At 42.7% G+C, this 26892-nt stretch carries 24 protein-coding genes; 1 reads left to right on the forward strand and 23 read right to left on the reverse strand.

What is annotated here, in order from left to right:
* Positions 1-177: 177 nt before the first annotated feature.
* From Q4D72_RS02505 to dnaX, 7 genes are all read right to left on the reverse strand, one after another.
* The gene (locus Q4D72_RS02505; RefSeq protein ID WP_303075841.1) at positions 178-1095 is read right to left on the reverse strand and encodes a UDP-3-O-(3-hydroxymyristoyl)glucosamine N-acyltransferase; all 918 of its coding nucleotides are present in this window, start codon (positions 1093-1095) and stop codon (positions 178-180) included.
* A gap of 39 nt (positions 1096-1134) precedes the next feature.
* Positions 1135-1767 carry a WbqC family protein gene (locus Q4D72_RS02510; protein ID WP_303075842.1) on the reverse strand — a complete coding sequence of 211 codons (633 nt, stop codon included), beginning with the start codon at positions 1765-1767 and terminating at the stop codon, positions 1135-1137.
* A 91-nt stretch (positions 1768-1858) separates the two neighbouring features.
* Complete coding sequence (locus Q4D72_RS02515; RefSeq protein WP_303075843.1) at positions 1859-2317, reverse strand: hypothetical protein; 459 nt, start codon at positions 2315-2317, stop codon at positions 1859-1861.
* A gap of 23 nt (positions 2318-2340) precedes the next feature.
* Positions 2341-3477: a GAG-binding domain-containing protein gene (locus tag Q4D72_RS02520; RefSeq protein ID WP_303075844.1), complete on the reverse strand. Its 1137-nt coding sequence runs from the start codon at positions 3475-3477 to the stop codon at positions 2341-2343.
* Between the two features lie 86 nt (positions 3478-3563).
* Positions 3564-5126, reverse strand: a complete 1563-nt coding sequence (gene lepB / locus Q4D72_RS02525; protein WP_303075845.1) for a signal peptidase I — start codon at positions 5124-5126, stop codon at positions 3564-3566.
* 49 nt (positions 5127-5175) lie between these two features.
* Positions 5176-5709 (reverse strand): hypothetical protein, encoded by a 534-nt coding sequence (locus Q4D72_RS02530; protein ID WP_303075846.1) that lies wholly within the window; start codon positions 5707-5709, stop codon positions 5176-5178.
* 80 nt (positions 5710-5789) lie between these two features.
* The gene (dnaX, locus tag Q4D72_RS02535) at positions 5790-6881 is read right to left on the reverse strand and encodes a DNA polymerase III subunit gamma/tau (RefSeq protein WP_303075847.1); all 1092 of its coding nucleotides are present in this window, start codon (positions 6879-6881) and stop codon (positions 5790-5792) included.
* 201 nt (positions 6882-7082) lie between these two features.
* Between dnaX and Q4D72_RS02540 the strand changes: the two genes are divergently transcribed.
* On the forward strand, positions 7083-8456 hold the full coding sequence (locus Q4D72_RS02540; RefSeq protein ID WP_303075848.1) for a TlpA disulfide reductase family protein: 1374 nt from the start codon (positions 7083-7085) through the stop codon (positions 8454-8456).
* A 60-nt stretch (positions 8457-8516) separates the two neighbouring features.
* Here the strand turns inward: Q4D72_RS02540 and ilvA are convergent, their stop codons facing one another.
* The 16 genes from ilvA to Q4D72_RS02620 all read right to left on the reverse strand — a co-directional run bounded on the left by ilvA (position 8517) and on the right by Q4D72_RS02620 (position 26744).
* A complete protein-coding gene (gene ilvA, locus Q4D72_RS02545) occupies positions 8517-9764 on the reverse strand; it encodes a threonine ammonia-lyase IlvA (protein ID WP_303075849.1) in 1248 nt (415 codons plus the stop codon).
* A gap of 79 nt (positions 9765-9843) precedes the next feature.
* Positions 9844-10410 carry a hypothetical protein gene (locus Q4D72_RS02550; RefSeq protein ID WP_303075850.1) on the reverse strand — a complete coding sequence of 189 codons (567 nt, stop codon included), beginning with the start codon at positions 10408-10410 and terminating at the stop codon, positions 9844-9846.
* 149 nt (positions 10411-10559) lie between these two features.
* Positions 10560-11273 carry a DUF6261 family protein gene (locus tag Q4D72_RS02555; protein ID WP_303075851.1) on the reverse strand — a complete coding sequence of 238 codons (714 nt, stop codon included), beginning with the start codon at positions 11271-11273 and terminating at the stop codon, positions 10560-10562.
* Between the two features lie 626 nt (positions 11274-11899).
* A complete protein-coding gene (gene ilvC, locus Q4D72_RS02560) occupies positions 11900-13369 on the reverse strand; it encodes a ketol-acid reductoisomerase (protein ID WP_303075852.1) in 1470 nt (489 codons plus the stop codon).
* 956 nt (positions 13370-14325) lie between these two features.
* A complete protein-coding gene (ilvN, locus tag Q4D72_RS02565) occupies positions 14326-14847 on the reverse strand; it encodes an acetolactate synthase small subunit (protein ID WP_303075853.1) in 522 nt (173 codons plus the stop codon).
* Positions 14848-15269: 422 nt separating this feature from the next.
* A complete protein-coding gene (gene ilvB / locus Q4D72_RS02570) occupies positions 15270-16952 on the reverse strand; it encodes a biosynthetic-type acetolactate synthase large subunit (protein ID WP_303075893.1) in 1683 nt (560 codons plus the stop codon).
* A gap of 140 nt (positions 16953-17092) precedes the next feature.
* The gene (locus Q4D72_RS02575; RefSeq protein ID WP_303075854.1) at positions 17093-17326 is read right to left on the reverse strand and encodes a DUF1016 N-terminal domain-containing protein; all 234 of its coding nucleotides are present in this window, start codon (positions 17324-17326) and stop codon (positions 17093-17095) included.
* Positions 17327-17366: 40 nt separating this feature from the next.
* A complete protein-coding gene (locus tag Q4D72_RS02580; RefSeq protein ID WP_303075855.1) occupies positions 17367-17555 on the reverse strand; it encodes a YdeI/OmpD-associated family protein in 189 nt (62 codons plus the stop codon).
* Positions 17556-17593: 38 nt separating this feature from the next.
* Positions 17594-19276, reverse strand: coding sequence for a dihydroxy-acid dehydratase (gene ilvD, locus Q4D72_RS02585; protein ID WP_303075856.1), 1683 nt, complete (start codon positions 19274-19276; stop codon positions 17594-17596).
* Positions 19277-19756: 480 nt separating this feature from the next.
* Positions 19757-21070, reverse strand: coding sequence for an NADH:ubiquinone reductase (Na(+)-transporting) subunit F (nqrF, locus tag Q4D72_RS02590; RefSeq protein WP_303075857.1), 1314 nt, complete (start codon positions 21068-21070; stop codon positions 19757-19759).
* A 3-nt stretch (positions 21071-21073) separates the two neighbouring features.
* Complete coding sequence (gene nqrE / locus Q4D72_RS02595; protein ID WP_303075858.1) at positions 21074-21784, reverse strand: NADH:ubiquinone reductase (Na(+)-transporting) subunit E; 711 nt, start codon at positions 21782-21784, stop codon at positions 21074-21076.
* 26 nt (positions 21785-21810) lie between these two features.
* A complete protein-coding gene (locus Q4D72_RS02600; RefSeq protein ID WP_303075859.1) occupies positions 21811-22452 on the reverse strand; it encodes an NADH:ubiquinone reductase (Na(+)-transporting) subunit D in 642 nt (213 codons plus the stop codon).
* 4 nt (positions 22453-22456) lie between these two features.
* The gene (locus Q4D72_RS02605; RefSeq protein WP_303075860.1) at positions 22457-23191 is read right to left on the reverse strand and encodes a Na(+)-translocating NADH-quinone reductase subunit C; all 735 of its coding nucleotides are present in this window, start codon (positions 23189-23191) and stop codon (positions 22457-22459) included.
* A 2-nt stretch (positions 23192-23193) separates the two neighbouring features.
* Positions 23194-24420, reverse strand: a complete 1227-nt coding sequence (locus tag Q4D72_RS02610) for an NADH:ubiquinone reductase (Na(+)-transporting) subunit B (RefSeq protein WP_303075861.1) — start codon at positions 24418-24420, stop codon at positions 23194-23196.
* 224 nt (positions 24421-24644) lie between these two features.
* Complete coding sequence (locus tag Q4D72_RS02615) at positions 24645-25154, reverse strand: ClbS/DfsB family four-helix bundle protein (protein WP_303075862.1); 510 nt, start codon at positions 25152-25154, stop codon at positions 24645-24647.
* A 237-nt stretch (positions 25155-25391) separates the two neighbouring features.
* Positions 25392-26744 (reverse strand): Na(+)-translocating NADH-quinone reductase subunit A, encoded by a 1353-nt coding sequence (locus Q4D72_RS02620; protein ID WP_303075863.1) that lies wholly within the window; start codon positions 26742-26744, stop codon positions 25392-25394.
* Between the last annotated feature and the right edge of the window lie 148 nt (positions 26745-26892).

A 26892-nucleotide genomic window follows, 5' to 3' on the forward strand; every position in this document is an offset into this window, starting at 1 on the left:
CAGATAGCGCATACTTTCCATCGGATAGCGCATACTTTTTATTAGATAACAAACAATTATATCCAATTTTTAAATAAATATGTAGTGTTTTCCTAAAATTTTACCACAAAAACACGCTAAAAAAGGCATTTTTTAAACAAACAACACCATTTTTCGTGTTATTTCAAATCATAAAAACTATTTTTCATTCAGCAATCGCTTTAATGAAGCCATTTCTTTGTATTTTTTACGGGCTTCTTCTGCCGGATAACCGAAATAAGTCCGTCCTCCTTCCAATGATTTTGAAATTCCGCTTTGAGCAAGGATAATTGCTTTTGCTCCGATGGTAATTCCGCTTGTCATTCCCACTTGTCCCCAAATGGTAACCTCATTTTCAATAATTACACAGCCTGCTATACCCGTTTGAGAGGCAATTAGGCACTTTTCACCGATAATTGTGTCGTGCCCCACGTGAACCTGGTTGTCTATCTTGGTTCCGCGCTTGATTGTCGTGTCGCCCGATACACCCCGGTCAATGGTACAAAGCGCTCCAAGGTCTACATCATCTTCTATCACTACTCTCCCACCGGATTTGAGTTTATCAAAACCTTCCGGACGCTTTTTGTAATAAAACGCATCAGCCCCAAGCACGGTTCCTGCGTGAATGGTAACGTTATTCCCGATGATGCAATCGTCGTAAATGCTAACATTGGCGTGAATCAGGCAATTGTTACCGATTTTCACATTATTCCCGATAAAAGCCCCGTGCTGAATGGTCGTGTTTTCACCAATTTGAGCCGACGGAGCAATAGTTGCCGTGGATTTCTGAAAAGGTTTAAAAAAATCAGTCAGTTTATTAAAATCCCTGAACGGGTCGTCAGAGATAAGGAGCGCTTTCCCTTCGGGACAGGCTACTTCCTTGTTGATAAGCACAATAGTGGCTCGTGATTGCAATGCTTTGTCGTAGTATTTGGGGTGATCAACAAAGACTATGTCTCCCTCTTCCACGACGTGTATTTCATTCATTCCCAACACAGGAAAATGGGCATCGCCTACAAACGAACTACCTATGATAGTGGCTATTTGCTGCAAAGTATAAGGCTGCGGAAACTTCATTTTATGTAATTTTATGTGGATTTCGTGTTATTGCGCGCGTTATTCGGTAATTATTTGCACGTTTTTCATTAAAAAGTCAAGCGTATTGCCTCCTTCGTGAAAAAGGAGGTCAATTACGCTTAAATTGGATAAAAATCCGTGCTTGTCGGCAAAAATTTGGTAGTATTCTTCCGTTTTTACGGGAAGCGGTTTCTTGGCAGATGTCAGCTGACGGAAATCTTGGGCGTATTTAGGCTCGGCTTCATACGTTTTGGTCTTCTCGAAGTTCACGTCGGTTTGCAAACACGCCATTACAAGGGCGATTGTATCTAGATTTACATCCAACAAAAACGTATATTGCTTTTCAAACAACGGACGAAACTCATCTTCATAAAACTCAAAGAAAGGCGAGGTGCGATAGGCCGTTTCGAGGCTCTTCCAATGCAGTCGCTGCCACGGAAAATGGTTTTCAACACGCACATCTTTAAAGAGTTGCCGCCCCGTTTCGCCTCCCACGTGCTTGATGGGCAAGTTCAGAGCTTGTTTCCCGTTAGCTCCGTAAATATAGGCTCTGTTGCGAAGGGTTTGCTTCTGATAATTGTCTGAAACTTCCAGCACGCAAGGTCGCGTCAGCATCAAATGAAACTGAGCAATGCTCGGGAAATATGTCGGGTGAATAAGTGCTTGATACATTTGTATTTTTGTTTGTTTTTAAATGTAATTATCTGTTTCTTTCGTTTGAAATCGCTAAAAATTGCGTGAAGCCTCAATGGGCAAACTTTCCTTAAAACCCAATCATACGCAAACGGTCGTAATATTTAGAATCCTTACCAACGGCAATATTGAATTGCACACCGAAGGTTATCCCTCTGAAATACCGATTTTTATCTATCGGAATGGCATAACCCATGTTCAGTGCGAAAAGGTTTAAGACATTGAACTGCAACTGAGGCTCCACCGCATAGGGCGTAACGGAAACACCCGCCACCAAAAAGAGCCCATACTCCACGTTGAGTTGCGGCACTACTTTGGGTTTCCCTTCCACGGAAGTGTAATAAGCCTTTACCCCGACATTACAAGTCATTGCATCTTTATGCGGAATGCGGTATTCAAAGCCCAACCCCGCCGCGTTACGCCCCAAATAGCGATATTCAGTACTCACGGCAAGTCGGTTCCACACCGATTCTTGGGCTTGCACACTCACTCCTAAAAACAAAATCAGCAAAGCAAATATCGGTCGCATAAGCTTTTACATTTTATTGGTCATCAAAACTTTGCATTCAATTCATTAACAAGCTCCACCAACTGATTATACCCACCACGAATGTCTCTGTCGTAACTCACGTGCAATAATGTTCCTTCTTGGGAGGTATATAGCCCGTCAAAAGTCTCTATAACAAGCCGTTGAACGCGAGGCTCATTCGGATATTGCTTTCGGAATTGTTCCGCCTTGCGAGCCAGTAATTCAATCGAGGCGTAAATAACCCCGAAATCGTGAAATTCATCGTTTGCTTTTTCCAAAACGGTTCGGTCGTTCGGGTTATTTTTATAGTATGTTTTCAATCCCTCTATATGCTTTACCCCTTCGGAATAGGCATATTTTTGAAGTTGGTACAAATCATCAGGCAACTCGGGCAATTTGTTAATTTCGGCAATCAAACTGTTGTACCGTTCCACATACTCGGCAATTTGTGTTTTTAACTGCTCGTCGGTTTTCATATGCGTGCCTTTAAACTTCGGAAGCGACTCTTGTTTAGGCACTTCAGGCAAAAAAACCGTAATGGCAAGTGCAAGCGTACTTCCCTTTTGGGTGTCGGTGAGCGAGGCGGTTATTTTGCCTTTCCCGATGCCTTTCACCACAAAAGCCTGTTTGCTTTCGGCAAGAGTAACTTCCGCCACTTGGTTGCTTCCTTCCGAAAGGGCAATGGTGTAAGTCTGGTTTCCGGAAAGGATTTTCACCTCGGCACTTTCGCCTACAAGAAGCTCAACAGCGTTCTTTTCCAAGGTAAAATCTTTGGGTTTTTCGCCTTCATTTTCAGGCTGCATCAACTCTTCTTTCGGCTTTTCAACATCTGCCGAATTGTTTTCTTTTTGACAATGTGCCGACACCAAAGCCAGCAATACAAGTGCAGTAATTTTAAATATGCGTCTCATAAAATTAAGGTATTTATTTAATAAATTATTTTTTCTTTTATAAAAATTTGTTGACGACACCGTGTTTCCGCTCGGCGAGAGATTTTCGGGAACTTCCGACAGATATTTTCCACCAAAAAACAAACTTTCGGGAACTTCCGACGAGTATTTTCCAACAGAAAACAAACTTTCGGAAACTTCCGACAGATATTTTCTAACGGAAAACAAACTTTCGGAAGATTTTTCCCACCCTTTTCGCCAAAAAAGCACCCATTCGGGGATAATTCTTCCGAAAAACGGAATTATTCCCTACAAAAAAGGAATAGTCAAGGCTATTCCTCCGTCAAAAAAGACCATTACAGCGATTCTTCTTTGTTCTTTTTGCGTCTGCGGCTGTAAAATTCGTAACCACCCCACACCAACACGATGATTACCAATGCGTAATAACGATATGAAACCGGCTCGCCCTCGCCATTTACCGTGGTGAAAAGTCGGTTCCAACGGATTTTATTCAAGCCCGAAGCATTGCTGTCCAAACTCATCCACACCATCACGGGTTTGCCCAAAATATGGTCTTCCGGCACGAAGCCCCAATAACGGCTGTCCTCCGAATTGTGGCGGTTGTCGCCCATCATCCAATAATAATTCTGTTTGAACGTATAAGAATTGGCTTTTTGCCCGTTGATGAAAATATCGCCGGCTTTGATTTCTAAGGAATTATTTTCATAAACCTTGATAAGTCGCTCATAAAACGGCAGATTTTCAAGGCTTAGCGACACGGTTTGTCCTTTGGCAGGAATGGTTACAGGACCGTAATTATCTTCGTTCCAAGGGAATTTTTCCGAATGCGGAAACACGGCAGGATTGTACTTGCCCGCCTCCTCAATGCGTTTCTGTACCGAAAGCACATTAGGGCTGTTTTTCAAAGTGTTAGCCACTTCTTCCGTCAATGAAGAAAATATGTAAATATCGGGCTGTACTTCTTTGAAATAATCGGTAACGCCGAATTGCTGATACATAAACGGAGGTGTGAGTTTGCCTATATTCGGCTTCATTTCAACGATATACGAAGTTTGCAGTTTTGCCCGAACCGGATAAATTTCCTTTTTTCCGTTGATGAAAACATCGCCGTCTTTGATTTCAAACACATCGCCGGCAATGGCAACGGTTCGTTTCACGTAATTCGAACGCTTGTCAATGGGTTTATCCACGTGAATTTTGGAATCATCACGGAAGAAACGCACCGTATCGGTAGGCCAGTTGAAGACCGTAATATCATTACGCTCAATCTTTTGCAAAGCGGGTAAACGCAAATACGGCAATTGCGGCAGCTTCAAATATGATTTTGTCCCGACCACGGGAATGGAATCGTGTACCATCGGAAGCGAAAGCGGTGTCATCGGTACGCGCACACCGTAATGAAACTTGCTAACAAACAGAAAATCACCCACTAACAATGTCTTTTCCAATGATGAAGTCGGAATCATATACGGCTGAATGAAATACGTATGAATCGCCGAAGCCGCCACCACGGCAAAGAGCGTGGCACTTATCCACGAGGATACGTTCTTTTTGATGGCTTCTTCTTCTTTTCCGATGTATTTCGTTGTGGGTAAATAGGTTACGTAAGCGGTAAAAAGCCCCAAAGTCAGTACCGAAAGCAAGGTAAAACGCTTTTTGCGATAGCCGAACACGTGCAACCACTCGTAATTCATTACAATGAGAATAATATTCCCAATAACAGGCAGATACATCAGGAAAACCCACCACCAGGGGCGCTCAATAATCCTTAAAAAAAGGACATTGTTATAAAAAGGCACGAACGCTTGCCAGGGTTTGTACCCCGCCTTTTCGTATCCTTTCCAGAAATATAATCCGTTGATTATCTGTGCTGCGAGGAGAATATAGATATATAACATACAATTATTTTTAAATTAAAACTTACAAAAATATAAAAAACACAATAGTTTAAAAGGCAATCGTCAGGTCAAAAGCTTTACGAAAATCATTCAATTGCGGATTTATTTCAAGCAAACGCTCGTATTTATCTTCCGGAGTTATCAAAAACTTCTTCACAATCTCTTCATTAACAACAACTTCCAACGAAACATCGTAATTGCGGAGCGATTTGCGCAAGTGTGCCAAAAGCCTGTCTTCCTGATTTAAAATTTCGGTTTTAGAAGTTTGGTTCGGCACTTCCAAATAAATCGTTTTTTCGTTTAACTGAGGGGCATTCACGCTAAGTGTCGCAGCCTGAATGCGTTCGCCTTTGGATTCCAAATCGTGAATATAAGCATTCCAGTACTTGAAAAAATCAACCTGCGAAAAGGCTTCACGAGGCAGCGAATTGGGGTCAATAACTTCCTCTTTTATATTCTTCTGCGCTTCCGTTTTTACTTGAATACTGCGAATGGAAAAACTCGAAACCACCTCAGAGCGTTCCTGCTTGGTCATAAGCGGAACGTTCAAAACCGCATTTGTTACTCCCTGTGATTGTGGCATTTGTACATTCGTATTCGGAATTGCTCCACTCGTATTTTCTGCAATCGGCTCTTCTTTTCCGTTAAAAATATACGCCGGAATTATGAAGCGTCCATCATTTTTTTTTTATCCCCTTCAAAGGTCAATGATGCCAGCTGCATCAAAGCAATTTCAACCAACAAACGCTGATTTTTACTGGTTCGGTACTTCAAATCACAATCATTGGCTATATTAACAGCTTCCATCAAAAAAGGAACGCTTGCCCTTTGGGTCTGTTGTAGGTATTTCTGTTGCGTTTCTTCACCGACTTCCATCAAAGTAATGGTCGATTGATTTTTACAAACCATCAAATCGCGGAAATGACTTGCCAATCCAGAAATAAAATGCTGACCATCAAAACCTTGTGCAATAATATCATTAAACTTTTTCAGCAAATCAGGGAGTTTGTTATTCAAAATCAAATCCGTTGCCGAAAAATAAGTTTCATAATCCAAGACGTTTAAAATCTCGGAAGTGGCTTGGCGCGTAATCTTATCGCCTGAAAAACTCACCACACGATCAAAAATAGAAAGTGCATCGCGCATTGCTCCGTCAGCTTTTTGTGCGATGATTTGCAAGGCTTCATCTTCGGCTTCAATGCCCTGTTCTTTGGCGATATACTTCAAGTATTCACGAGCATCATTTACCGTAATTCTTTTAAAATCAAATATCTGACAACGAGAAAGAATCGTTGGGATAATTTTATGTTTTTCGGTAGTTGCCAAAATAAAAATGGCGTGTTTGGGTGGCTCTTCCAACGTTTTCAAAAAAGCATTGAAAGCCGCCGTTGAAAGCATATGCACCTCATCAATAATATACACCTTATATTTCCCAACCTGCGGCGGAATACGCACCTGCTCAATGAGTTTACGAATGTCATCAACCGAGTTGTTCGATGCCGCATCTAACTCAAAAACATTAAACGCAAAATCATTATCATCTTGAACACCAGCGGTTTGTTCATTAATTTTTTTAGCCAAAATCCTTGCACAAGTAGTTTTCCCTACTCCGCGCGGTCCCGTAAAAAGCAACGCCTGTGCCAAATGATTATTCTCAATGGCATTCATAAGCGTATTGGTAATTGCCTGCTGCCCAACTACATCACGAAATGATTGCGGGCGATACTTCCTTGCTGATACTACAAAATGATTCATACTGGCAAAAATAAGATGTTTTTATTACATACGCAAATGTTTTTCTGCAAAATAAACCAAAAACTGAATATCAAGTCATTACACCAAAAAAATTTTTCTACTTGTCCCATTTCATCGGTTAATATTTTTCTGCATTTTAACTTTCAAAAACCATTTATTGTTTTTATTTTTGCAGATAATTTATCAAAATAACTTCAAAAGATGAAAAAAATTATCACATTAACCGCTTTATGTAGCCTGTTTTATGCCTGCAACCAAGAAAAACCTGAATATTCTATCATTTCAGGAAAGTTGGAAAATGCCACTGACGGCAAATTTGTCATAAAAGGAGATTCCTTTAAGAGAGAAATCACCCCAAATGCCGACGGTACCTTTACCGATACGCTGATACTTACCTACAACGGGGTGTATCACATTGCCCGACAACCTATTTATTTGCAAAAAGGCAAGAATTTAATCTTAAAAGCAGATGCAAAAATGCTCGATGAAATCACTTTTTCAGGGGATTTAGCCCCCGAAAATAATTACATCGCGCAGAAACGCAAAATGAGCAGTGAATTTATGGGCAGTCAGCGCGAATTATATTCTCTTAATGAAACAGAATTCCTTCAAAAAGTAAACGACTTAAAAACCAAGCAAATTACCCTATTGAATGACGTTCAAGCATTTACTGTTGATAACTTCAAAGAAAATGAACTAAAAGAAATTGATTATCAAAGGGATATATACCTTTCCAACTATCAAAAAAATCATCGAATACTTTCAAAAAACAACGAATTTACCGTATCAGAGAACTTCCCCAAGCCACAAACTACGGATTATGACAACGCCGAAGCCTATTACCTATCGCCATCTTACCGCAATTTGGTGTTGGACTACTTTACCACTAAGAGTTTCGATACTTATAAAAAAGAATTTGGCGATGCCTACAACCAAGAAGGCTTTTACAAACATCTGCTTGCCAATTTCTCCAAAATCAAAAGTGCAAACATCAAAAACGGCATAGTACCCTACGAGTTGGCATACGGCATTTCGCCATCCAATAAAATAGTTGAGCAGCTTTATAATGAGATAATGGCAAACACAACCGACCCATATCTAAAAGAAGAAATCACCGAAAAGTATAACACTGTAAAAGCACTCACACCGGGAAATCCCTCGCCGAAGTTCAGTTTTGAAAATCACAAAGGCGGAAAAACATCACTCGATGACCTAAAAGGCAAATTTGTATATATCGATGTTTGGGCTACGTGGTGCGGACCTTGCATTCGCGAAATTCCCGAACTCAAAAAAGTGGAGCAAAAATACCATTCCAAAAACATTGAATTTGTAAGCATTTCAATCGACGAACCGAAACACCACCAGAAATGGCACGATTTCGTAACTTCGGAAGGACTTGTAGGCACGCAACTAATAGCCGACAATGCCTGGCAATCCGATTTCGTCAAAAAATATGCCATCAGCGGTATTCCCCGCTTCATACTTCTTGATACCAACGGCAACATTATCAGTGCCGATGCACCAAGACCATCAGATGAAGAACTCATCAAAACGTTCACTGAATTGGGTCTCTAATTGCAATAACCCCCAAAAAATAAGGCTATCCGATGATTTGGATAGCCTTATTTTTATATTTTATACCAGCACCTGCAATAAGTCGGGTTTGTCATTGAGGTAGTCGCCGTAGAAGTTTCGCAGTTTCATTCGGTCGATAAGGGGTTGCAGGTCTGTTTCGTGCTTTAATTCAATCCCGACAACTGCCGAACCGTTCTCGCGATTGTTCTTTTTCATATACTCAAAGTGCGTTATATCGTCCGTTTTGCCCAATACTTCAGTTACAAACTCCTTTAAAGCCCCCGCCCGCTGCGGAAAGCGAACCACAAAATAGTGCTTCAAGTTCGCATACAGCAAGGCACGCTCCTTAATTTCTGCCGTACGGGTAATATCATTGTTACTTCCGCTGACGATACACACCACGTTTTTGCCCTTGATTTCCTTTTTATAACTCTCCAACGCCGAGATGGTCAAGGCTCCGGCAGGTTCTACTACGATGGCATCGCGGTTGTACAGCTCTAAAATCGTTTGACAAACTTTCCCCTCGTGAACCCCGATTACTTCGTCTAAATAATGCCTACAGATGTCGAAATTCAGCCGTCCGACTTTCTTTACCGAAGCCCCATCAACGAAGGTATCGACCGCAGAAAGCTCGGTAGGCTCACCCACTTCCAAGGCTTTTTTCATCGACATCGCCCCTAAGGGTTCTACGCCTATAATTTTGGTCTTCGGGGAAAGGACTTTCAGTATGCTCGAAACCCCTGCCGATAGTCCGCCCCCGCCTATCGGAACAAATACATAGTCAAGCTCGACCGCCGATTGCTCCAATATCTCCAAAGCAATGGTCGCCTGCCCCTCAATCACCTTTTCATCATCAAACGGAGGTATAAAAACCTTGTCATTTTCCTGTGAAAAAGCAATCGCCGCATAGTTGGAATCGTCAAAAGTATCGCCTTCCAATACTATGGAAATCATATCCTCGCCAAACATTTGCACTTGCTCAATTTTCTGTTGGGGCGTTGTTACAGGCATATAGATAGTTCCCTGAATGTTTAATTCTCGGCAAGAGAGCGCTACCCCCTGTGCGTGATTTCCGGCACTGGCACACACGATGCCTTTTTGCTTTTGCTCATCGGTTAAAGCACTGATTTTGTTGTACGCTCCCCGAATTTTGTACGAGCGAACCGGCTGCAAATCTTCCCGTTTCAGGAATATTGAAGCCTCAAACTGCCTCCCAAGCCGAATGCTGGGCGACAAAGGCGTATGCACAACGATATTTTTTAGGCGTAACACCGCCTTTTGTACGTCTTCAATCTGTGGTATGTACATCTTTTTGATAAATTTTGTCTTTTAATTATTACAGGAAACTACACAATAACAGCATATTACAACCTAAAAGCAATTCCTTTTAGCTTGATGATTCAGCTTTCGGGAGTGATGAATACAAATTCGTGTCCGTTATCGTATAAATATGATTTTTCTTAGCCGTATTTTTATGGCTTACATACCTATTTTTATATTTCATAAAATAGGAAAACAAGTGATTTATAAAGATTTCAAAATCCATTTTTAAGTCAGAAGCACCCATCACAAGCTGTTTTTTATTCTTTTTATACGTAAAAAAGGGCAACTGACACCCCACTTCTACCTCTTCAAATAGAAAAATACGTACGCTTTTGTTGAAATATAGCATTTGCAATTGCACAATCCGATTCCAATCTGCGGAAAAAGTACGATAACCATCTCTAAAATCGATGCCTTTCTTGGAAATTATGATGCTATTTTCTTTTGAAAACAAACGCTTTACCATAATTAGTAAAACATAAAAACAGCCAATCAGAACAATAGCAAATAAACACTGAAGCAACCAATTACTTGCCGAATAGATAACTATCGGAACATACACAATAACAATCAACAGATTTATTAAAAAAAATCCGAATTGTTTTCTTTTACCAAATAAAACACGTATCATTTTTTCCGATTTTATCCCGATGCTACCCCGTCCCTACTCCATTTTTAAGGATAAAAACACTCAAATAGCATTCCACGCACAACCTTTGTCAAAGTTTGAAACTTTGACAAAGGTTTTTTACGCATCAGTTCGGAATTTTCTCTCTTTAATTACCGTCTGCGTTGCTTGTAAGCGATATTTACGTCATCAATCAATTTATTGACCGATGCCACAAACTTGCTTGCTTCTTCCGACGGAGTTGCTACACTGCTGACAAAACCACGGGTTGTAATCTCGTCGTATTGCTCATCGACCTCCTTGCGTAGCTTTTTGGCATTATCCAACGGATTGGCAAGCTGACTTTCCGTGCGATTGGCAGCCAGTGTTTTGTACGATTCGTTCACCGTCTTCAACTCTTGCAGACTCTCAAACAGCCCCAGCAGACGTATATTTTTAATATGTTCCGGCTTTTCAAGGTCTAACACAAGGCTTTCAATGGTTTGCGTAAGCTGACGCACCGGCAACTTTTCCGAACCCGTATAGGTTTTCGTTGCGTTAAACAGCTCCGTAGCTGCCTTTCTGCGGACTTCCACAGGGCTTTTACGCTCCATCTTAAAAAACGAAAGCAAATACCGAAATACGCTAACCCTATTTTTGCTCAATTGCAACAAGTTTTGCGTTTCGTTATGCACCCGTGCCTGCTTGGCAGTGTCCGTTAGCAAAAGGATATTCTCCTTAAACTTATCCAACAAAGTAGGTTCAACACCTAACTTTTCAGCGGTAGCCGTTTCGGCATACCCTTTCACCGCACCCATAAAATGAGTGTACTCCGCATTATTGAGCTTTGAAAGTCCAATAAGTTTAATTTTAACGATTCGTCCCATAAGGCTGTGATTTAAAATTTCTTGCTACAAAACTAAACCTTTATTTTCTGATTTCCAAATATTTTAAGAAAACTTTATAAAAATATATTTTTAAGAAGCCAAATTTATTATCAATATGCCTCACTCTACCTTTGTCAAAGTTTGGAACTTTGACAAAGGTTTTTACACATCGGTTCGGATATATCCGACCCCTACAATTCCCCTACAAATACCTCTTTTACATCTGAGTGTCCCCTCTCCTTGGGAACAAAACAGGATAATGAATTTAGTCCTCGACTTCGCTCAGCCTGACAAACACTGCTTTTACATCTGAGTGTCCTGTATCCTTGGGAACAAAATAGGATAGTGAATTTACGCTTCGACTTCGCTCAGCCTGACAAACACCCCTTTTACATCTGAGTATCCCCTCTCCTTGGGAACAAAATAGGATAGTGAATTTAGGCTTCGACTTCGCTCAGCCTGACAAACACCCCTTTTACATCTGAGTGTCCCCTTTCCTTAGGAACGAAACAGGATAGTGAATTTAGGCTTCGACTTCGCTCAGCCTGACAAATACCACTTTTACACCTGAGTGTTCCCTCTCCTTGGGAGAGGGATAGGGAGAGGAATACGTTTCTACGCCTCCCCTATCGGATTTGCTTCATATTGGTCATATAATCACGCAAATACGTACCCACTTTTTCGATTTCGTGGGATTGTATCGCCCGATTCACGGCAATAAGCTCCTGATTATCCACTTCATCGGAAGCCGAAAAATCACGACCGATTACTGTTTCCTCCAATCCAAAAATATAATCTTTAAGCAACGGACGACACGCATTGTCAAACAAATAGTTCCCGTACTCGGCGGTATCAGAAATGGTTTTGTTCATTTCGTAAAGTTTTTTGCGTGCAATGGTATTGGCAATGAGCGGAAGTTCGTGTAAAGACTCATAGTAAGCTGATTCCGATTTCATTCCGGAGGCGGTCATTACCTCAAAAGCCAATTCCACACCGGCTTTTACCAATGCCACGAGCAAGGTTCCGTGATTGAAATAGGTCTGATTGCTGATTTCTTGCTTCGTTATCGGGGTTTTCTCAAAATGAGTTTCGGCAGTTGCGGCACGCCATTGCAATAATTCGGCATCGTTATTTGCCCAATCTTGCATCATTTTGGCAGAAAACGCTCCGCTAAGTATATTGTCTTGATGTTTTTCAAACAACGGACGCATCATAATCTTCAATTCATCGGCAATTTGTGTAGCTCGTATTTTTGCAGGGTTTGAAAGTCGGTTCATCATATTGGTTATACCGCCTTGTTTGAGGGCTTCGGTAATCACTTCCCAGCCTTTTTGAATGAGTTTAGCGCCGTAATACGGGTCTATTCCCTCCTTTACTAACTTATCAAATGCCAAGACCGACCCCGTTTGTAACACTCCGCAAAGTATGGTTTGCTCGCCCATCAGATCGGATTTCACTTCCGCAACGAACGAAGAACGCAACACGCCTGCCGTATGACTTCCGAGGGCTGCCGCATAAGCTTTCGCTTGCTCAAATCCCTTTCCTTCGGGGTCATTTTCAGGATGCACGGCTATAAGCGTAGGCACGCCAAACCCGCGTTTGTATTCCTCACGCACTTCCGACCCCGGTGACTTCGGGGCAACCATAATCACAGTAATATCCTTGCGTATCTGTATACCCTCTTCCACGATATTGAATCCGTGCGAGTAGGACAGCGTAGCCCCTTGCTTCATCAAAGGCATTATTTTTGCAATTACCGAAGTGTGTTGTTTGTCGGGCGTAAGGTTGCAGACCAAGTCCGCTGAAGGGATAAGTTCTTCAAATGTACCCACCTTGAAATTATTCGCCACGGCATTGGTATATGACGGACGTTTTTCGGCAATAGCACACGCCCGTAAAGCATAGGACACGTCCAACCCTGAGTCTCTCATATTCAGACCCTGATGCAATCCTTGCGCACCCGCCCCTACGATGACTATATTTTTTCCTTTTAGCGCTTCCACACCATTATTAAATTCTTCTTTATTTAGTAATTCGCACACACCTAACTGCGCTAACTGCTGTCTAAAATTCAACGAATTGAAATAATTTTGCATATCTATATTTTAATTAATTCTTATATTTTTATCTTTGTCAAAGTTCGGAACTTTGACAAAGATTTTTAAACACTCACAATCCTCTCCCTATCCCTCTCCCAAGAACAGGAGACACTCATACCTATAAATATTATAGAGTATCAAATTTTATTATTTGTATCTTTGTCAAAGTTTAGAACTTTGACAAAGACTTTCAAACACTCACAATTCCCCACTCTAACCCTCTCCCAAGAAGAGGAAACACTCATACCTATAAATATTATAGAGCAACAAGTTTTATTATTTGTATCTTTGTCTAAGTTTGGAACTTTGACAAAGATTTTCAAACACTCACAATTCCCCACTCCAACCCTCTCCCAAGAAGAGGAAATACTCATACCTATAAATATTATAGAGTATCAAGTTTTATTATTTGTATCTTTGTCAAAGTTTGGAACTTTGACAAAGATTTTCAAACACTCACAATTCTTCACTCTAACCCTCTCCCAAGAAGAGGAAATACTCATACCCATAAATATTATAGAGTATCAAGTTTTATTATTTGTATCTTTGTCAAAGTTTGAAACTTTGACAAAGATTTATTACGACATCTGTTTTATTATCCAAACACTATAAAAAACCAAAGAAAAACCAACAGATTTCTATTTTCAAAATAACCAAATACAAATTTATACCTCTAAACTATTATTTTCCTTTTACAAAAGCAAAAATAAAGACATCTAAAATCCAATTTATAAAAACATCAAAACAAAAGACAGAACTCCAAATTTTATTTTGTAAAATCAAAAAATATTAAGAAAGACCTCTAAATCATATTTTACAATATTAAAACATCAAAAGAAAGAGGTCTATATTTCCATTTTCAATACATAAAACCCTAAAAACAGGCTATTTTCTGAATATTTTTAAAATAGTAATATCATCAGATACGCAATAAATTGCGTATTTACGCAGGGTTATTGCTCTAAAAACTTAGAAACCTCCATAATTTCTTTGGACACTGAAATCCGTGCCGAGCCTGCAAATTGCAATATCCCAAAAGGTTTAAGTGCTTCATACAAGCGTTCAATACTTTCGCGGGTTCCTGTTTTTGAAAGCACGCAGAAATCCTCATATACTGAAACAATCGTAACATTATGATGTTCAATCAACTTCTTGATAGAATTTTCCTCACCATAAAGCGAGACCGTCGGCATCTTAAATAGCGAATTTTCCAAGAACACGATTTGCTCATCGGTGTGATAAAATACTTTGATAATCTCCACTTGCTTCTCAATTTGCTTCACTAAATGGTCTATCCAATAGGGAGTTGTGTATGTTACAATCACAATTCTAAACACATCATCGATTTCCGATTTGGACACATTGATGCTTTCCATATCAATATGTCGGCGTAAAAAGATACCCGTTACCCGATTGAGCATTCCCAATTGGTTTTCAGAGTATATCGTTAGCGTATATAACTTTTTATCTTCCATAATTATTAGGTCTTTTTTGTGGTTTTTTACTTTTTAAAATTTTAGAACATCTCCCTATTCCCTTCAAAGGGAGATTTCAGACTCATATTTTGTTCCTCCAATTCCCCCTTTGAAAAAGATTAGAGGAATGTTTTTAATACCAAAACTATTATTTTCAATACGGTTCGGATATATCCGAACCCTACAAACTTCCCTTCGGAAATAATTAAAAACCTGCTCCGCTCCTCCAATTCTCTCTTTGAAGAGGGTTAGAGAGATATTTTTGACTTCCGTTTCCTTACATCTGAATATCCCCTCTCCTTAGAAAAGAAACAAGAAGAGGATTTTAAGGCTTCGACTTCGCTCAGCCTGACAACTCACCTCTTATATCCGAATATCCCCTCTCCTTGGGAGAGGGATAGGGAGAGAACTTTTTGCTTTACTTACTGCAACCGCACTTCCGAAACGGAGGCTCCCGTGGGCACCATAGGGAACACATTGCCCTCTTTCTTGACCTTTACCTCCAAGAAAAATGCCTCGTTGGATGCTATTAACTGCCTTACGGCTTCCTTCAAGTCGGAACGCTCACTCACACGGCGGGACTTGATGTGGTAGCCTTCGGCAATTTTGATAAAATCCGGATTGGTCATCACCGTGGAAGCATACCGTTTGTCGAAAAATAATTCCTGCCACTGACGTACCATACCCAGAAAATCATTGTTAAGTACCACTATTTTCACCGGAATTCTGCTCTGAAAGATAGTCCCCAGCTCTTGTATGGTCATCTGAAATCCGCCATCGCCGATAATGGCAACTACTTCACGCTCAGGCGAACCCAATTTCGCACCAATGGCGGCAGGAAGTGCAAAGCCCATAGTTCCTAAACCGCCCGACGTTATCTTACTTCGCGATTGCTTAAATTTGGCATAACGGCACGCCATCATCTGATGTTGCCCCACGTCCGATACGATAACCGCCTGATGGTCAGTTGCCTCATTGATAAGTTCAATAACCTCGCCCATTGTGATATTTCCTTTGGAAGGAAACAGCTCGTCTTTGATAACGGCTTCATATTCTTTATTTTGCAATAGGGCGAATTGCTCACGCCACTGCGGATATTTTTTTTCGTGAACTAACGGAAGTATGGCTTTCAGAGTATTTTTCACATTGCCAAGTACGGCTACATCGGTCTTTACATTCTTGTTGATTTCCGCCGGGTCGATGTCAAAATGAATAATTTTGGCTTGTTTGGCATAGCGATTGAGGTCGCCCGTAACCCGATCGTCAAATCGCATTCCGATAGCTATCAAAACATCGCACTGGTTGGTAAGTATATTGGGAGCGTAATTGCCGTGCATACCCACCATTCCCACATAATTGGGGTGAGACGTATTGAGGGCGGATAAGCCCAGCACGGTTGCCGCCGCCGGAATGCCCGTCTTGTTCAAAAATTGCAATAGTTCGCTTTCAGCTTCTCCGAGAATGACCCCCTGCCCGAAGATGACGTAGGGTTTTTCAGCCTGATTGATAAGCTGAGCAGCATTTTCCACACTTCGGAAGTCCGTTTCAGGCACAGGTTTGTAGCTTCGCACGTTGGTGCAAGGCTCGTAACGGAATTCGGGCATTGTATCGAATTGTGCACTCTTAACGATGTCAATCAATACCGGTCCCGGGCGACCCGAGCGAGCCACGTAAAAGGCTTTGGCAACCACTTCGGGGATTTCGCGAACGTCGGTAATTTGGTAATTCCACTTGGTTACAGGGGTTGAAATCCCGATGATGTCCGTCTCTTGGAAGGCATCTGTTCCTAATAAGTGCTTTGCCACTTGCCCCGTGATGCATACTAGCGGCGTGGAATCGATTTGCGCATCGGCGATTCCGGTAATGATGTTAGTCGCTCCCGGTCCTGAGGTTGCGAAGACCACTCCTACTTTTCCGGAAACCCGTGCGTAGCCCTGTGCGGCGTGTATTGCACCTTGCTCGTGCCTTGTCAAGATATGCTTCAACTGATTTTGGTATTTGTAAAGCTGGTCGTAAACGGGCATTATGGCACCTCCGGGGTATCCGAAAGCCAAATCCACGCCTTCGGCTAATAGAGATTTTATTAGAATTTCTGCTCCTGTCATCATATTTTTGTGCTTTGATTTTGATTTTATTTTACGTTTTTCTGCTCGAAAAACCATTTTTATTGTGTTATTTCTCTAATTTATATACCGACCACGTATTTTCAGCGACTTCGATCAGGTAGTACATTCGTACTTTTTCGTTAGAAACTTTTAGAACTTACTGAATCTGCTGATAAATTCTGCAAAACTTCCTTTCCGTATTCGGCTCGGTTTTCGTTGTTTTGTTCTTCTTCCACAATTCGTCTGCCAATTTGCCAATAGGCTTCCACCATCGCCGAATTGATAGCCGCATAAGCCCGTTGCCTTGCCTGTGAAAGAATATTTTTTATTTCAGCAATATAGTCTCTCTTATACAAATAGCTTTCTTTCATCATATTAAGTTTTGCGTTGAAACATAAAAACCTTATATTTTCTTCACTTATTGCCTTTTTTTAGCAACATTTCAAGCATTTTCTGCAAGCGTTTTTCTTTGGTTTCCTGCTTTTTAGCTTCGTTCATCCATTTGATATACTCATTTCGGTGCGAAGGAGGCATTTTCTGAAACACCGCATACGCATTGGGCGTTTCTTTCAAAAAAATTTCTATGTCGCTATTGTTGGTCATTTGATTTTTTAATTTGCTATTTAATTTTTATTTCTCTATTAAAACTCATCGGTTACGCAGCCTTGCGAAGCGGAACTTACCGTACGGGCATATTTGTAAAGCACCCCGCGTTGGGCGGTTTCTTTCAGGGGGTTGGGTACGAAATTTTTGCGCCTTTGGGCGAGTTCTTCCTCAGTGAGATGCACGTCAATGGTGTTTTTCACGGCATCAATGGTTATCAAATCGCCATCTTGTACCAACGCGATATTTCCGCCGTTTTGGGCTTCGGGCGAAATATGCCCCACCACAAATCCGTGTGAACCACCCGAAAATCGTCCGTCGGTGATGAGAGCCACTTTTTTGCCCAAACCTGCTCCCATTATGGCCGAAGTCGGTTTTAACATTTCAGGCATTCCCGGCCCTCCTTTCGGCCCTTCGTAACGAATTACCACCACCGTTCCTTCGGTAACTTCGCCTCGTGCAATCCCTTCATTAGCAAGGAATTCCCCCTCATAAACTTTGGCTTTTCCGGTGAATGAAAGTCCTTCTTTGCCCGTGATTTTCGCCACCGCTCCTTCGGTTGCCAAATTTCCGTATAGGATACGAATATGCCCCGTTTCTTTGATGGGTTTTTCCAAAGAAAAAATAATATCCTGATTTTCAGAAAGCGACGGAACATCTTGCAAGTTCTCGGCAAGTGTTTTCCCCGTAACTGTCAGACAATCACCATATAACAATCCTTTTTCGAGCAAATATTTCATCACGGCAGGAATTCCGCCGATGTGATGCAAGTCTTCCATAACGTATTTTCCGCTGGGTTTGAGGTCGGCGATGAAAGGCGTGGTTTCACTCAATTGAGCAAAATCGTCAATGGTCATCGGGATTTGAGCCGCCTTGGCGATTGCCAAAAAGTGAAGCACCGCATTGGTTGAACCGCCCAAAGCCACCACCAATCGGAAGGCGTTTTCGATGGATTTTCGGGTAACGATGTCGCTGGGTTTGATGTCGTTTTCTTGCAAATAACGGAGGTATTTCCCGACTTTGAGGCATTCTTGCTGTTTGTCATCGCCCGAAGCTGGATTGGAAGAATTGTAAGGCAAACTCATTCCGAGGGCTTCAATTGCCGATGCCATTGTGTTGGCGGTGTACATTCCGCCGCAAGCTCCTTCACCGGGGCAAGCCTTGTGAATCACGCTTTTATATTCTTGTTCGGTGATGGTGCCCGCCACTTTTTGTCCCCACGCCTCGAAAGCGGAAACCACATCGAGTTTCTTTCCGTTGTGGCAACCCGCAGCGATTGTTCCGCCATAAACCAATATCGAAGGACGATTCAGCCGAAGCATCGCCATCAAAGCCCCGGGCATATTCTTGTCACAGCCCACCACCGTTACCAAAGCATCGTAACACATTGCCTGCACGACGGTTTCAACCGAATCGGCGATGATGTCACGCGAAACGAGGGAATACCGCATTCCGTACGTTCCCATTGAAATTCCGTCCGAAACGCCTATCGTATTGAAAATAAGCCCCACCGAACCCGATTCTTGCACGCCTTCCTTGATTTTTACTGCCAATTTATTGAGGTGCATATTGCAGGGATTTCCTTCGTAACCCGTACTGGCAATTCCCACGAAAGGTTTTCGTAAATCATTGTCAGTAAGCCCCAAAGCGTGGAGCATCGCCTGTGCGGCGGGTTGGGTGTCGTTTTGTGTTACTTGTTTGCTGTATCGGTTTAATTCCATCGTTTTGAATTATTTAATCGTGAATTAAAAAATTATAAAACTATAAAAAAACCTGCATCGCTTTAATTTGATGCAGGTTTTCTTTTACGTGTATGTATGAAGCCTCACATCAATTTGATGAATTGATGATACGAATTTGGCTAATAATTGTTCTACTACCGAAAAACATTTTTTTATAATTGCTGGGGCAAATTTAGAAATTATTTTTTAAAGAACAAATGTTTTTCACTTAAAAGAAATAAATAATTGAAAAATGAAAGAATTTTTTTAGGTATTTTGACATACTAATCAGCAGAAGCTCACCATAAAGTATTGATTTACAACGAATGCAAATAAACTCTAAAATTACCTTTCCAATGGAATTTAAATAATTCACATATTTTTTTTCAATTAAATTAAAGTTCCTAGAAAGGAGAATAGAAAAACCCCCGTTGTTTTTCACGCACGGGGGTTTTGTTTATCATCGGTGGAAACTTGCCATTACCCACCAAAATCGTCGAAGCGGATATTTTCATCGGGCAGACCGAAATCCTGACCCATTTTCTGTACCGCTTTGTTCATCATCGGAGGTCCGCAGAAGTAAAGTTCAATATCTTCCGGAGCGTCGTGTTTGCTCAAATATTGGTCAATCACCGCATTGTGAACAAATCCTGTAAATCCGTCGCCTTCCGCATCGTGAATGTCTTTTTTCACTTTCCAGTTATCCTCAGGAAGCGGTTCGGAAAGCACCACGAAAAACTTAAAGTTCGGGAACTCACGCTCCAACTCCCAGAAGTGCTCCAAGTAGAACAACTCACGTTTTGAACGTCCTCCGTACCAGTACGTTACCTTACGTCCTGTTTTTAAGGTTTTGAACAGATGGTACAAGTGCGAACGCATCGGTGCCATTCCTGCTCCACCGCCCACGTATAGCATTTCGGCGTTGGATTCGTTGATAAAGAACTCTCCGTAAGGTCCTGAAATCACCACTTTGTCGCCTTTCTTACGCGAGAAAATGTATGACGAAGCAACCCCGGGGTTTACGTTCATCCAGCCGTTTTTGGCTCTGTCCCAAGGCGGCGTAGCGATACGAACGTTCAGCATAATCTCACGTCCTTCGGCAGGATACGAAGCCATTGAGTAGGCACGCTCCACCGTTTCGCCGTTTTTCATCACTAATGGCCAAAGACCGAATTTGTCCCATTCCATTTTGAATTTCTCCGGTTCGCCGGGGTGCTCGGCAGGGTGAGCCGTGATGTCAATGTCCGAATATTTGATTTCGCAAGGCGGAATTTCAATCTGAATGTATCCCCCTGGTTTATAGTCCATATCTTCGGGAATTTCCACCACAAATTCTTTAATGAACGAAGCCACGTTGTAGTTACGCACCACTACGGCTTCCCATTTTTTGATACCGAAAATTTCCTCAGGAATGGAAATTTCCATATCTTGTTTCACCTTCACTTGGCACGCCAAACGAGCTCCTTCTTTGAGTTCCTTTTTGGTAAAGTGCGGCGTTTCCGTCGGAAGAGCCTCTCCCCCGCCCGAATGCACGTGGCACTCGCACTGAATACACGAACCACCGCCCCCGCAAGCCGAAGGCAAAAATATTTTCTGATTCCCCAAGGTGGAAAGTAGCGACCCGCCCGAAGGCACTTCAATTACTTTTTCCTTATTGATGGTAATTTTTACAGGTCCCGAAGGGGCTAATTTCTGCTTGACTACCAACAACAAAGCCACCAACAATAACGTAATTACCAGCAAGGCAATCACCGTTACGGCTACCGTTACTAATATACTGCTTGATAATATCATCTTTTAAAAATCTTTTGTGTTATGGGCTAATTTTTCCTTTTTTTCCACTTTTTGCTCCATCATCGTTTGGATTTGCTCCTCATCGGCTTTTTTCTCGCCACCGGTAAGCATTCCGCCGAAGCTCATAAACCCGATTGCCATAAGCCCCGTGATGATGAAGGTAATTCCCAACCCGCGAAGTGCCGGCGGAACGTTCGAGTAGCGGATTTTCTCGCGAATGGCAGCAATGGCAACAATGGCCAAAAACCAACCGATGCCCGAAGCCAATCCGTAAGTAGCCGCCAAACCGATAGTCGGGATTTCACGCGACTGCATAAAAAGCGAACCCCCTAAAATCGCACAGTTTACGGCGATAAGCGGTAAGAAAATCCCCAAAGAGTTGTACAACGCCGGAGCAAATTTCTCCACGATGATTTCAACAAGCTGAACCATCGTTGCCACCGTAGCGATGAACAAAATGTAGGTCAAAAAGCTCAAATCATAGCTTGCGTATTCCTCGCCAAGCCACTTCAACGCTCCTTCTTTGAGCAAATATTCGTTAAGCAACCAGTTGATAGGCACCGTTACCGCCAAAACGAAGATAACCGCCGCACCCAAACCAACCGCCGTAGATACTTTTTTAGATACCGCAAGGTACGAACACATACCCAAGAAGGTAGCGAACACCATATTATCTACGAATATCGATTTAAAAATCAGTTCTATATATTCCATCTTCTAATCTTTATAAAATTAACCAATTAGTCCTCAATGAGGGATTTGTTACGCGTACGTTGAATCCAGATTACGATTCCGTAGGTAATAAGTGCCATCGGGGCGAGCAACATAAATCCGTTGTTTTCATAGCCCAAGGCATACAAGCCCGTCTTTTTGATAGGGTCGCCCAACACTTGGATTCCGAAAAGCGTACCCGAGCCTAACAACTCACGGAAGAAAGCCACAATCACCAAAGCGATGGCATAACCGCCTGCGTTTCCAATCCCGTCCAAGAACGATTTCCACGGCGTGTTCCCCAAAGCGAACGCCTCAAAACGCCCCATAATGATACAGTTGGTAATGATAAGCCCCACGAACACCGAAAGCTGTTTGCTCAGTTCATACGAAAAGGCTTTCAGCACCTGATCAACGATGATAACGAGCATCGCCACCACCAACAATTGCACGATGATACGGATTTTTCCCGGAATTACATTTCGGATTAATGAAATTACCACGTTACCCACGCTGAGTACAAATATTACGGACAATCCCATAACAATCGCCGCTTTGAGCTGTGCCGTGATAGCCAATGCCGAACAAATCCCCAATACCTGCACGGTAATCGGGTTGTTATCCCATAGCGGGTCGGTAACTAATTTTACGTCTTTTTTCGATAGTCCCATACGATTACTTGTTTAAGTTTTTAATATAATCAACATACGCCCCTACGCCTGTTTTCACCATTTCGTTCACGCCGTTTACGGTGAGGGTGGCTCCGGCGATGGCATCTACTTTACCGTCTTCTTTGCGTTTGTTTTCAGGGTCGCCGTTTGATTTTGACCCCTCCACGCTTTGGAAATGCCCCGCAGCGTCTAACAAATGCTCGCCGATGAAATCGTCCATAAAGAAACGCTCTTTGATGTTTGAACCCAATCCGGCGGTTTCGCCTTTGTGGTCAAAGAAAACCCCTTGCACGATTAGGTTTTTATCCACGGCTACGTAGCCCCAGATAGCGTCCCAAAGTCCTTTTCCGAAAACGGGAATGATGTAAAACGTTTTTCCGTCTTTCTCACCCACGAAAAGCGGTAAGCCTTTATCGTCTTTGCTGAGCGGATTTTCAATGAGGTTACGCTCCGAAGCCTGTCCGTTTTCGATAACCAATTGCTGTTTGATGTACTTCCCGAACTCGGCTTTCACTTCCGAAGTAGGCACGAAGGTAACGTCGCCCTCGCCCAAGTTGGTGTTCTGATTTCGGTTTACGCCCATTGCGTAAAGTACGTTCTGTTGCTTTTCGAATTTCTTGTTCTCGCTGATTCTATCGCTCAATGCCGAAGAAACCCCCGCAAGCAACGCCCCTACGATAATTACCATCACGATGGCAAAAATCACTGTATATGAATTACTTTCAGTTCTGTTTGACATACCTATGCAGTTTTAGCTTTTAAACGTTTCTTTCTTCTTGCCACATTTGCCTGCACCACGTAATGGTCGATGGTCGGTGCAAATACGTTCATCAGCAAAATCGCCAACATCACCCCTTCCGGATAGGCGGGATTGAAGCAACGAATCATAATGGAGATGAACCCTGCCAAGAAACCGTAAATGTATTTACCCGTGTTGGTTTGTGCCGCCGTAACGGGGTCGGTAGCCATAAAGACCGTACCGAAAGCAAATCCCCCGATAAGCAGATGCTGCCACGCCGGCAAGCTCCACAAGGCGAAAAACTTCGTGCCTTCCATTGACGGAGCAAAGGCATTGAAGATATACCCCATCGCCAAACCGCCGAGTACCATACTGAGCATCACGCGCCAGCTTCCGATTTTGGTGAAAATCAAGAACAAGCCCGCTAAGATAATCAGCACGGTAGAGGTTTCACCGATTGAACCGGGCGTGAAACCAAAGAACATATCCGACACCGAATATTTCGCGGCAATGTCGTGCTGTTGTGCCAAATGCCCGAGGATGGTTTCCCCCGAAATGGCATCTAAATTCGCTCCTTTGGCGATTTGGGCAGCACGCTCGGTAGCGCCTTCCACCCAGATTTTGTCGCCACTCATCGAAGTCGGATAGGCGAAGAACAAAAACGCACGAATGGTCAGTGCGGGGTTTAAGATGTTCATTCCCGTTCCGCCGAAAACTTCCTTACCGATAATCACCCCGAAAGCCACCGCAACGGCAAGCATCCACAGGGGTAAATCCACCGGAACAATCAGCGGCACAAGCATACCCGTTACCAAGTAGCCCTCTTCCACTTCGTGCCCGCGAAGGGTTGCGAAGATAAACTCAATGCCCAGACCCACGGCGTAGGAAACCACCACGAGCGGAAACACTTTCACGGCTCCGAACGAGAAGTTTTGCCACGACCAGAACGTCGGGTCACAAAACGATAGCCCCACTGCGTGCGAAAACTCGCCCGTGGCTACATAATGCTGATACCCCACGTTGAAGATACCGAAGATAAGACACGGAATAAGTGCCATAATCACGGTGTTCATCGTACGTTTGAGGTCATCGGCTGCCTTAATGTGCGTCCCGTGGTGGGTCGTTTCATTAGGCATATAAAGGAAGGTATGCAACGCATTGAAGGTCGTTTCGAGCTTCGTTCCTTTATACTTTTCTTTTAACGTATGTAATTTACTTTTTAAACTCATTTTCTTATGAAAATTATTTACTTTTTAATTTCTTTTAAACGAATATTTTTCCGGATACGGATTATGGATTTCTTTGTATTTCCGTAGAAAATCACCCATTCGGGGAAAAATCTGTACGGAAACCGCATAAAAAAGACGCTTTTTTGCCTTTTGTCGTAATCCAATCTGTTTATGAACATTTCAGCATTTGTCGCCACTGCCTTAAAATTCAATGTCGGAGACGATTATTTTTTCTCCTTTTTTAAACTTTTCCGAAGCAGTTTCAACGCCCAATCATAATGACTTGAAGTTGCCGAAACCAAATACGCCCCCAACGAAGTACTTCCCGTCCAGCAATACATTTTCTTGGTAAAAAGCTCAGTATCAGTATGTTTTTCAATAATAGAAAACACTTGCCGATGCGATTTTTCGAATAGAATTTGCATCGTTTCGAGCGGTACGCCTTGGCATTCTTCCCAAATGGTGCGGTTCAATCGTGGTGTATCAGTAAAGGTGTAACCCTCCTTCGGAATGGCAGGTTTTTCGCCTCGCATTCCTATCTCGTACCAAGTCAAAAACAGCAAATGCCAGTGGTACAAATGCCCAATGACATCTCGCACATTACGGTTGAGCGTTCCCTCTGGAAAGTCGGTTTCTCTTTGGCTTTCCGATAGTTCGTCAATAAACAAACGAATTTTTCGGTAATTTTCTTCTGCCAAAAACAACAACTCTTCTTTTGATTGTGGGCGTGGCATAGTTCAATGTTTTTATTTCTTGATTATATGTTTTTTAATGCATTACACTTCGAAAAACACGGATTTTGCTTGTCAGGTTGAGCGAAGTCGAAACCTTTTACTCAACAAACACGCTTGCCCCTTGACTCCGCTCGGGGTGACAGCCTTCTTCCGAAGAAAACCGCAACCTCGTTTGGAACGGCGACCCGAAAATCGGTGGCGTAACACAACAAAAACACGAAAAATCACACGAAACCCTTATCCCAATTCTTCCATCATTAGGTCTAAGCCCTCGCGGATAATCTTCTGATGCGGTTGTTTGGACACGCAAACGAACTCGGTCAGTGCAAAATCCTCAGGGGCAATCTCGTAGGCTCCTAAATTTTCCAGCTCGTCCAAATCTTTGTACAAGCAGGCTTTTAGCAACTGCATCGGATAGATGTCCAACGGGAACACCTCTTCGTACATACCCGTCATCACAAACGCACGATGCTCGCCGTTGGTATTGGTGTTCAGGTTGTACTTTTTCTTCGGATTCAGCCACGAGAAGGTCATCGCACGCGTGGTGGATACCTTGTTGAAAATAGGTTTGTTCCAGCCGAAAAATTCGTAATCGTCTCCTTCGGGAATGGCGGTAATTTGGTCGTCATAATAGCCCAAATAGCCGTTTTCACCTACCTTTTTGCCCGTTAGCACATCACCGCTGATAAGGCGGGCTTTGCCGTCTTTGAGGTTTCCGGCAACGATGCTGCTCACCTCGGCTCCGGCAATTACCGAAACATACTGCGGTTTGCTGATGCACGCCCCCGTGAGTGCCAAAGTGCGGGTCAGGTTGAGCTTTCCGGTAACGAACAGCTCGCCGATAACCACCAAATCTTGCGGGGTTACCACCCAAACCACTTCGCCTTTATTAATCGGACTGATTTGAGCGATTTGCGTGCTTACGTTACCCGCCGGATGCGGACCTGACACGTTGTGAATCACCAAATCTTTCAGATTACGCAAGGGCGACTGCGGGTCGTTTTTAAACACCGACACGTGAACCTTGCCCGGAGTAAGTTTGGAAAGAGCCGTTACGGCAGCCTGCAAGAATTTTTCCTTTCCGTTTAGCACATAACCATAATCGGGTGCCAGCGGATTGGTTTTGCAAGCGGAAACGAAAATCGCCTTGGGAGTTGTATCAGCCCCGGCAATCACATCATACGGACGCTGTTTGATGAGCGTCCACGCACCGCTTGACAGCAAGAAGTTTTTGATTTGCTCGGCTGTCATTTGGGTGGGGTCTTGGCTTGCAAAGTCTTTGAAGACCTGCGTCGGGTCGGGAGTGATTTTGATTTCTAAAATCTTACGACGCTCGCCACGGACAATTTCGGTAATTTTACCGCTCACGGGTGAGGGGAATACCACTCGCTCGTCTTTTTTGTCGTGAAAAACGGCTTCTCCGGCTTTAACCTCTGTGCCTTCCTTAGCGATAAGCTTCGGCACGACAGAATGAAAATCAGTGGGTTTGAGACCATACGATTTTGCCAAAGGCACTTGCCGTGTGATTTTCTCGGCTTCGCCCTCCAAATGTATGTCTAACCCTTTTCGAATACGGATGTCGTTTGACATATTTGTAAAATTGTTAGTTAGTTTTAATTAATTAAAATCGGCACAAATATACTACTTTCTATTTAGAAAAGAAGATAAAAATGTTTTTTTTCGCCTACATAAAGTCGGTTTACACAAAAAAGAGGAGAAAGTCCGCTAAAAACGAGGC

The sequence above is a fragment of the Capnocytophaga sp. genome, from assembly GCF_030532915.1.
Classification (GTDB): Bacteria; Bacteroidota; Bacteroidia; order Flavobacteriales; family Flavobacteriaceae; genus Capnocytophaga.

Excerpts from the sequence above, each read along its gene's own strand:
- Q4D72_RS02505 (WP_303075841.1), bottom strand. The coding sequence starts at position 1,095 with ATGAAGTTTCCGCAGCCTTATACTTTGCAGCAAATAGCCACTATCATA.
- Q4D72_RS02510 (WP_303075842.1), bottom strand. The coding sequence starts at position 1,767 with ATGTATCAAGCACTTATTCACCCGACATATTTCCCGAGCATTGCTCAG.
- Q4D72_RS02515 (WP_303075843.1), bottom strand. The coding sequence starts at position 2,317 with ATGCGACCGATATTTGCTTTGCTGATTTTGTTTTTAGGAGTGAGTGTG.
- lepB (WP_303075845.1), bottom strand. The coding sequence starts at position 5,126 with ATGTTATATATCTATATTCTCCTCGCAGCACAGATAATCAACGGATTA.
- Q4D72_RS02530 (WP_303075846.1), bottom strand. The coding sequence starts at position 5,709 with ATGCCACAATCACAGGGAGTAACAAATGCGGTTTTGAACGTTCCGCTT.
- dnaX (WP_303075847.1), bottom strand. The coding sequence starts at position 6,881 with ATGAATCATTTTGTAGTATCAGCAAGGAAGTATCGCCCGCAATCATTT.
- Q4D72_RS02540 (WP_303075848.1), top strand. The coding sequence starts at position 7,083 with ATGAAAAAAATTATCACATTAACCGCTTTATGTAGCCTGTTTTATGCC.
- ilvA (WP_303075849.1), bottom strand. The coding sequence starts at position 9,764 with ATGTACATACCACAGATTGAAGACGTACAAAAGGCGGTGTTACGCCTA.
- Q4D72_RS02550 (WP_303075850.1), bottom strand. The coding sequence starts at position 10,410 with ATGATACGTGTTTTATTTGGTAAAAGAAAACAATTCGGATTTTTTTTA.
- Q4D72_RS02555 (WP_303075851.1), bottom strand. The coding sequence starts at position 11,273 with ATGGGACGAATCGTTAAAATTAAACTTATTGGACTTTCAAAGCTCAAT.
- ilvC (WP_303075852.1), bottom strand. The coding sequence starts at position 13,369 with ATGCAAAATTATTTCAATTCGTTGAATTTTAGACAGCAGTTAGCGCAG.
- ilvN (WP_303075853.1), bottom strand. The coding sequence starts at position 14,847 with ATGGAAGATAAAAAGTTATATACGCTAACGATATACTCTGAAAACCAA.
- ilvB (WP_303075893.1), bottom strand. The coding sequence starts at position 16,952 with ATGACAGGAGCAGAAATTCTAATAAAATCTCTATTAGCCGAAGGCGTG.
- Q4D72_RS02575 (WP_303075854.1), bottom strand. The coding sequence starts at position 17,326 with ATGATGAAAGAAAGCTATTTGTATAAGAGAGACTATATTGCTGAAATA.
- Q4D72_RS02580 (WP_303075855.1), bottom strand. The coding sequence starts at position 17,555 with ATGACCAACAATAGCGACATAGAAATTTTTTTGAAAGAAACGCCCAAT.
- ilvD (WP_303075856.1), bottom strand. The coding sequence starts at position 19,276 with ATGGAATTAAACCGATACAGCAAACAAGTAACACAAAACGACACCCAA.
- nqrF (WP_303075857.1), bottom strand. The coding sequence starts at position 21,070 with ATGATATTATCAAGCAGTATATTAGTAACGGTAGCCGTAACGGTGATT.
- nqrE (WP_303075858.1), bottom strand. The coding sequence starts at position 21,784 with ATGGAATATATAGAACTGATTTTTAAATCGATATTCGTAGATAATATG.
- Q4D72_RS02600 (WP_303075859.1), bottom strand. The coding sequence starts at position 22,452 with ATGGGACTATCGAAAAAAGACGTAAAATTAGTTACCGACCCGCTATGG.
- Q4D72_RS02605 (WP_303075860.1), bottom strand. The coding sequence starts at position 23,191 with ATGTCAAACAGAACTGAAAGTAATTCATATACAGTGATTTTTGCCATC.
- Q4D72_RS02610 (WP_303075861.1), bottom strand. The coding sequence starts at position 24,420 with ATGAGTTTAAAAAGTAAATTACATACGTTAAAAGAAAAGTATAAAGGA.
- Q4D72_RS02615 (WP_303075862.1), bottom strand. The coding sequence starts at position 25,154 with ATGCCACGCCCACAATCAAAAGAAGAGTTGTTGTTTTTGGCAGAAGAA.
- Q4D72_RS02620 (WP_303075863.1), bottom strand. The coding sequence starts at position 26,744 with ATGTCAAACGACATCCGTATTCGAAAAGGGTTAGACATACATTTGGAG.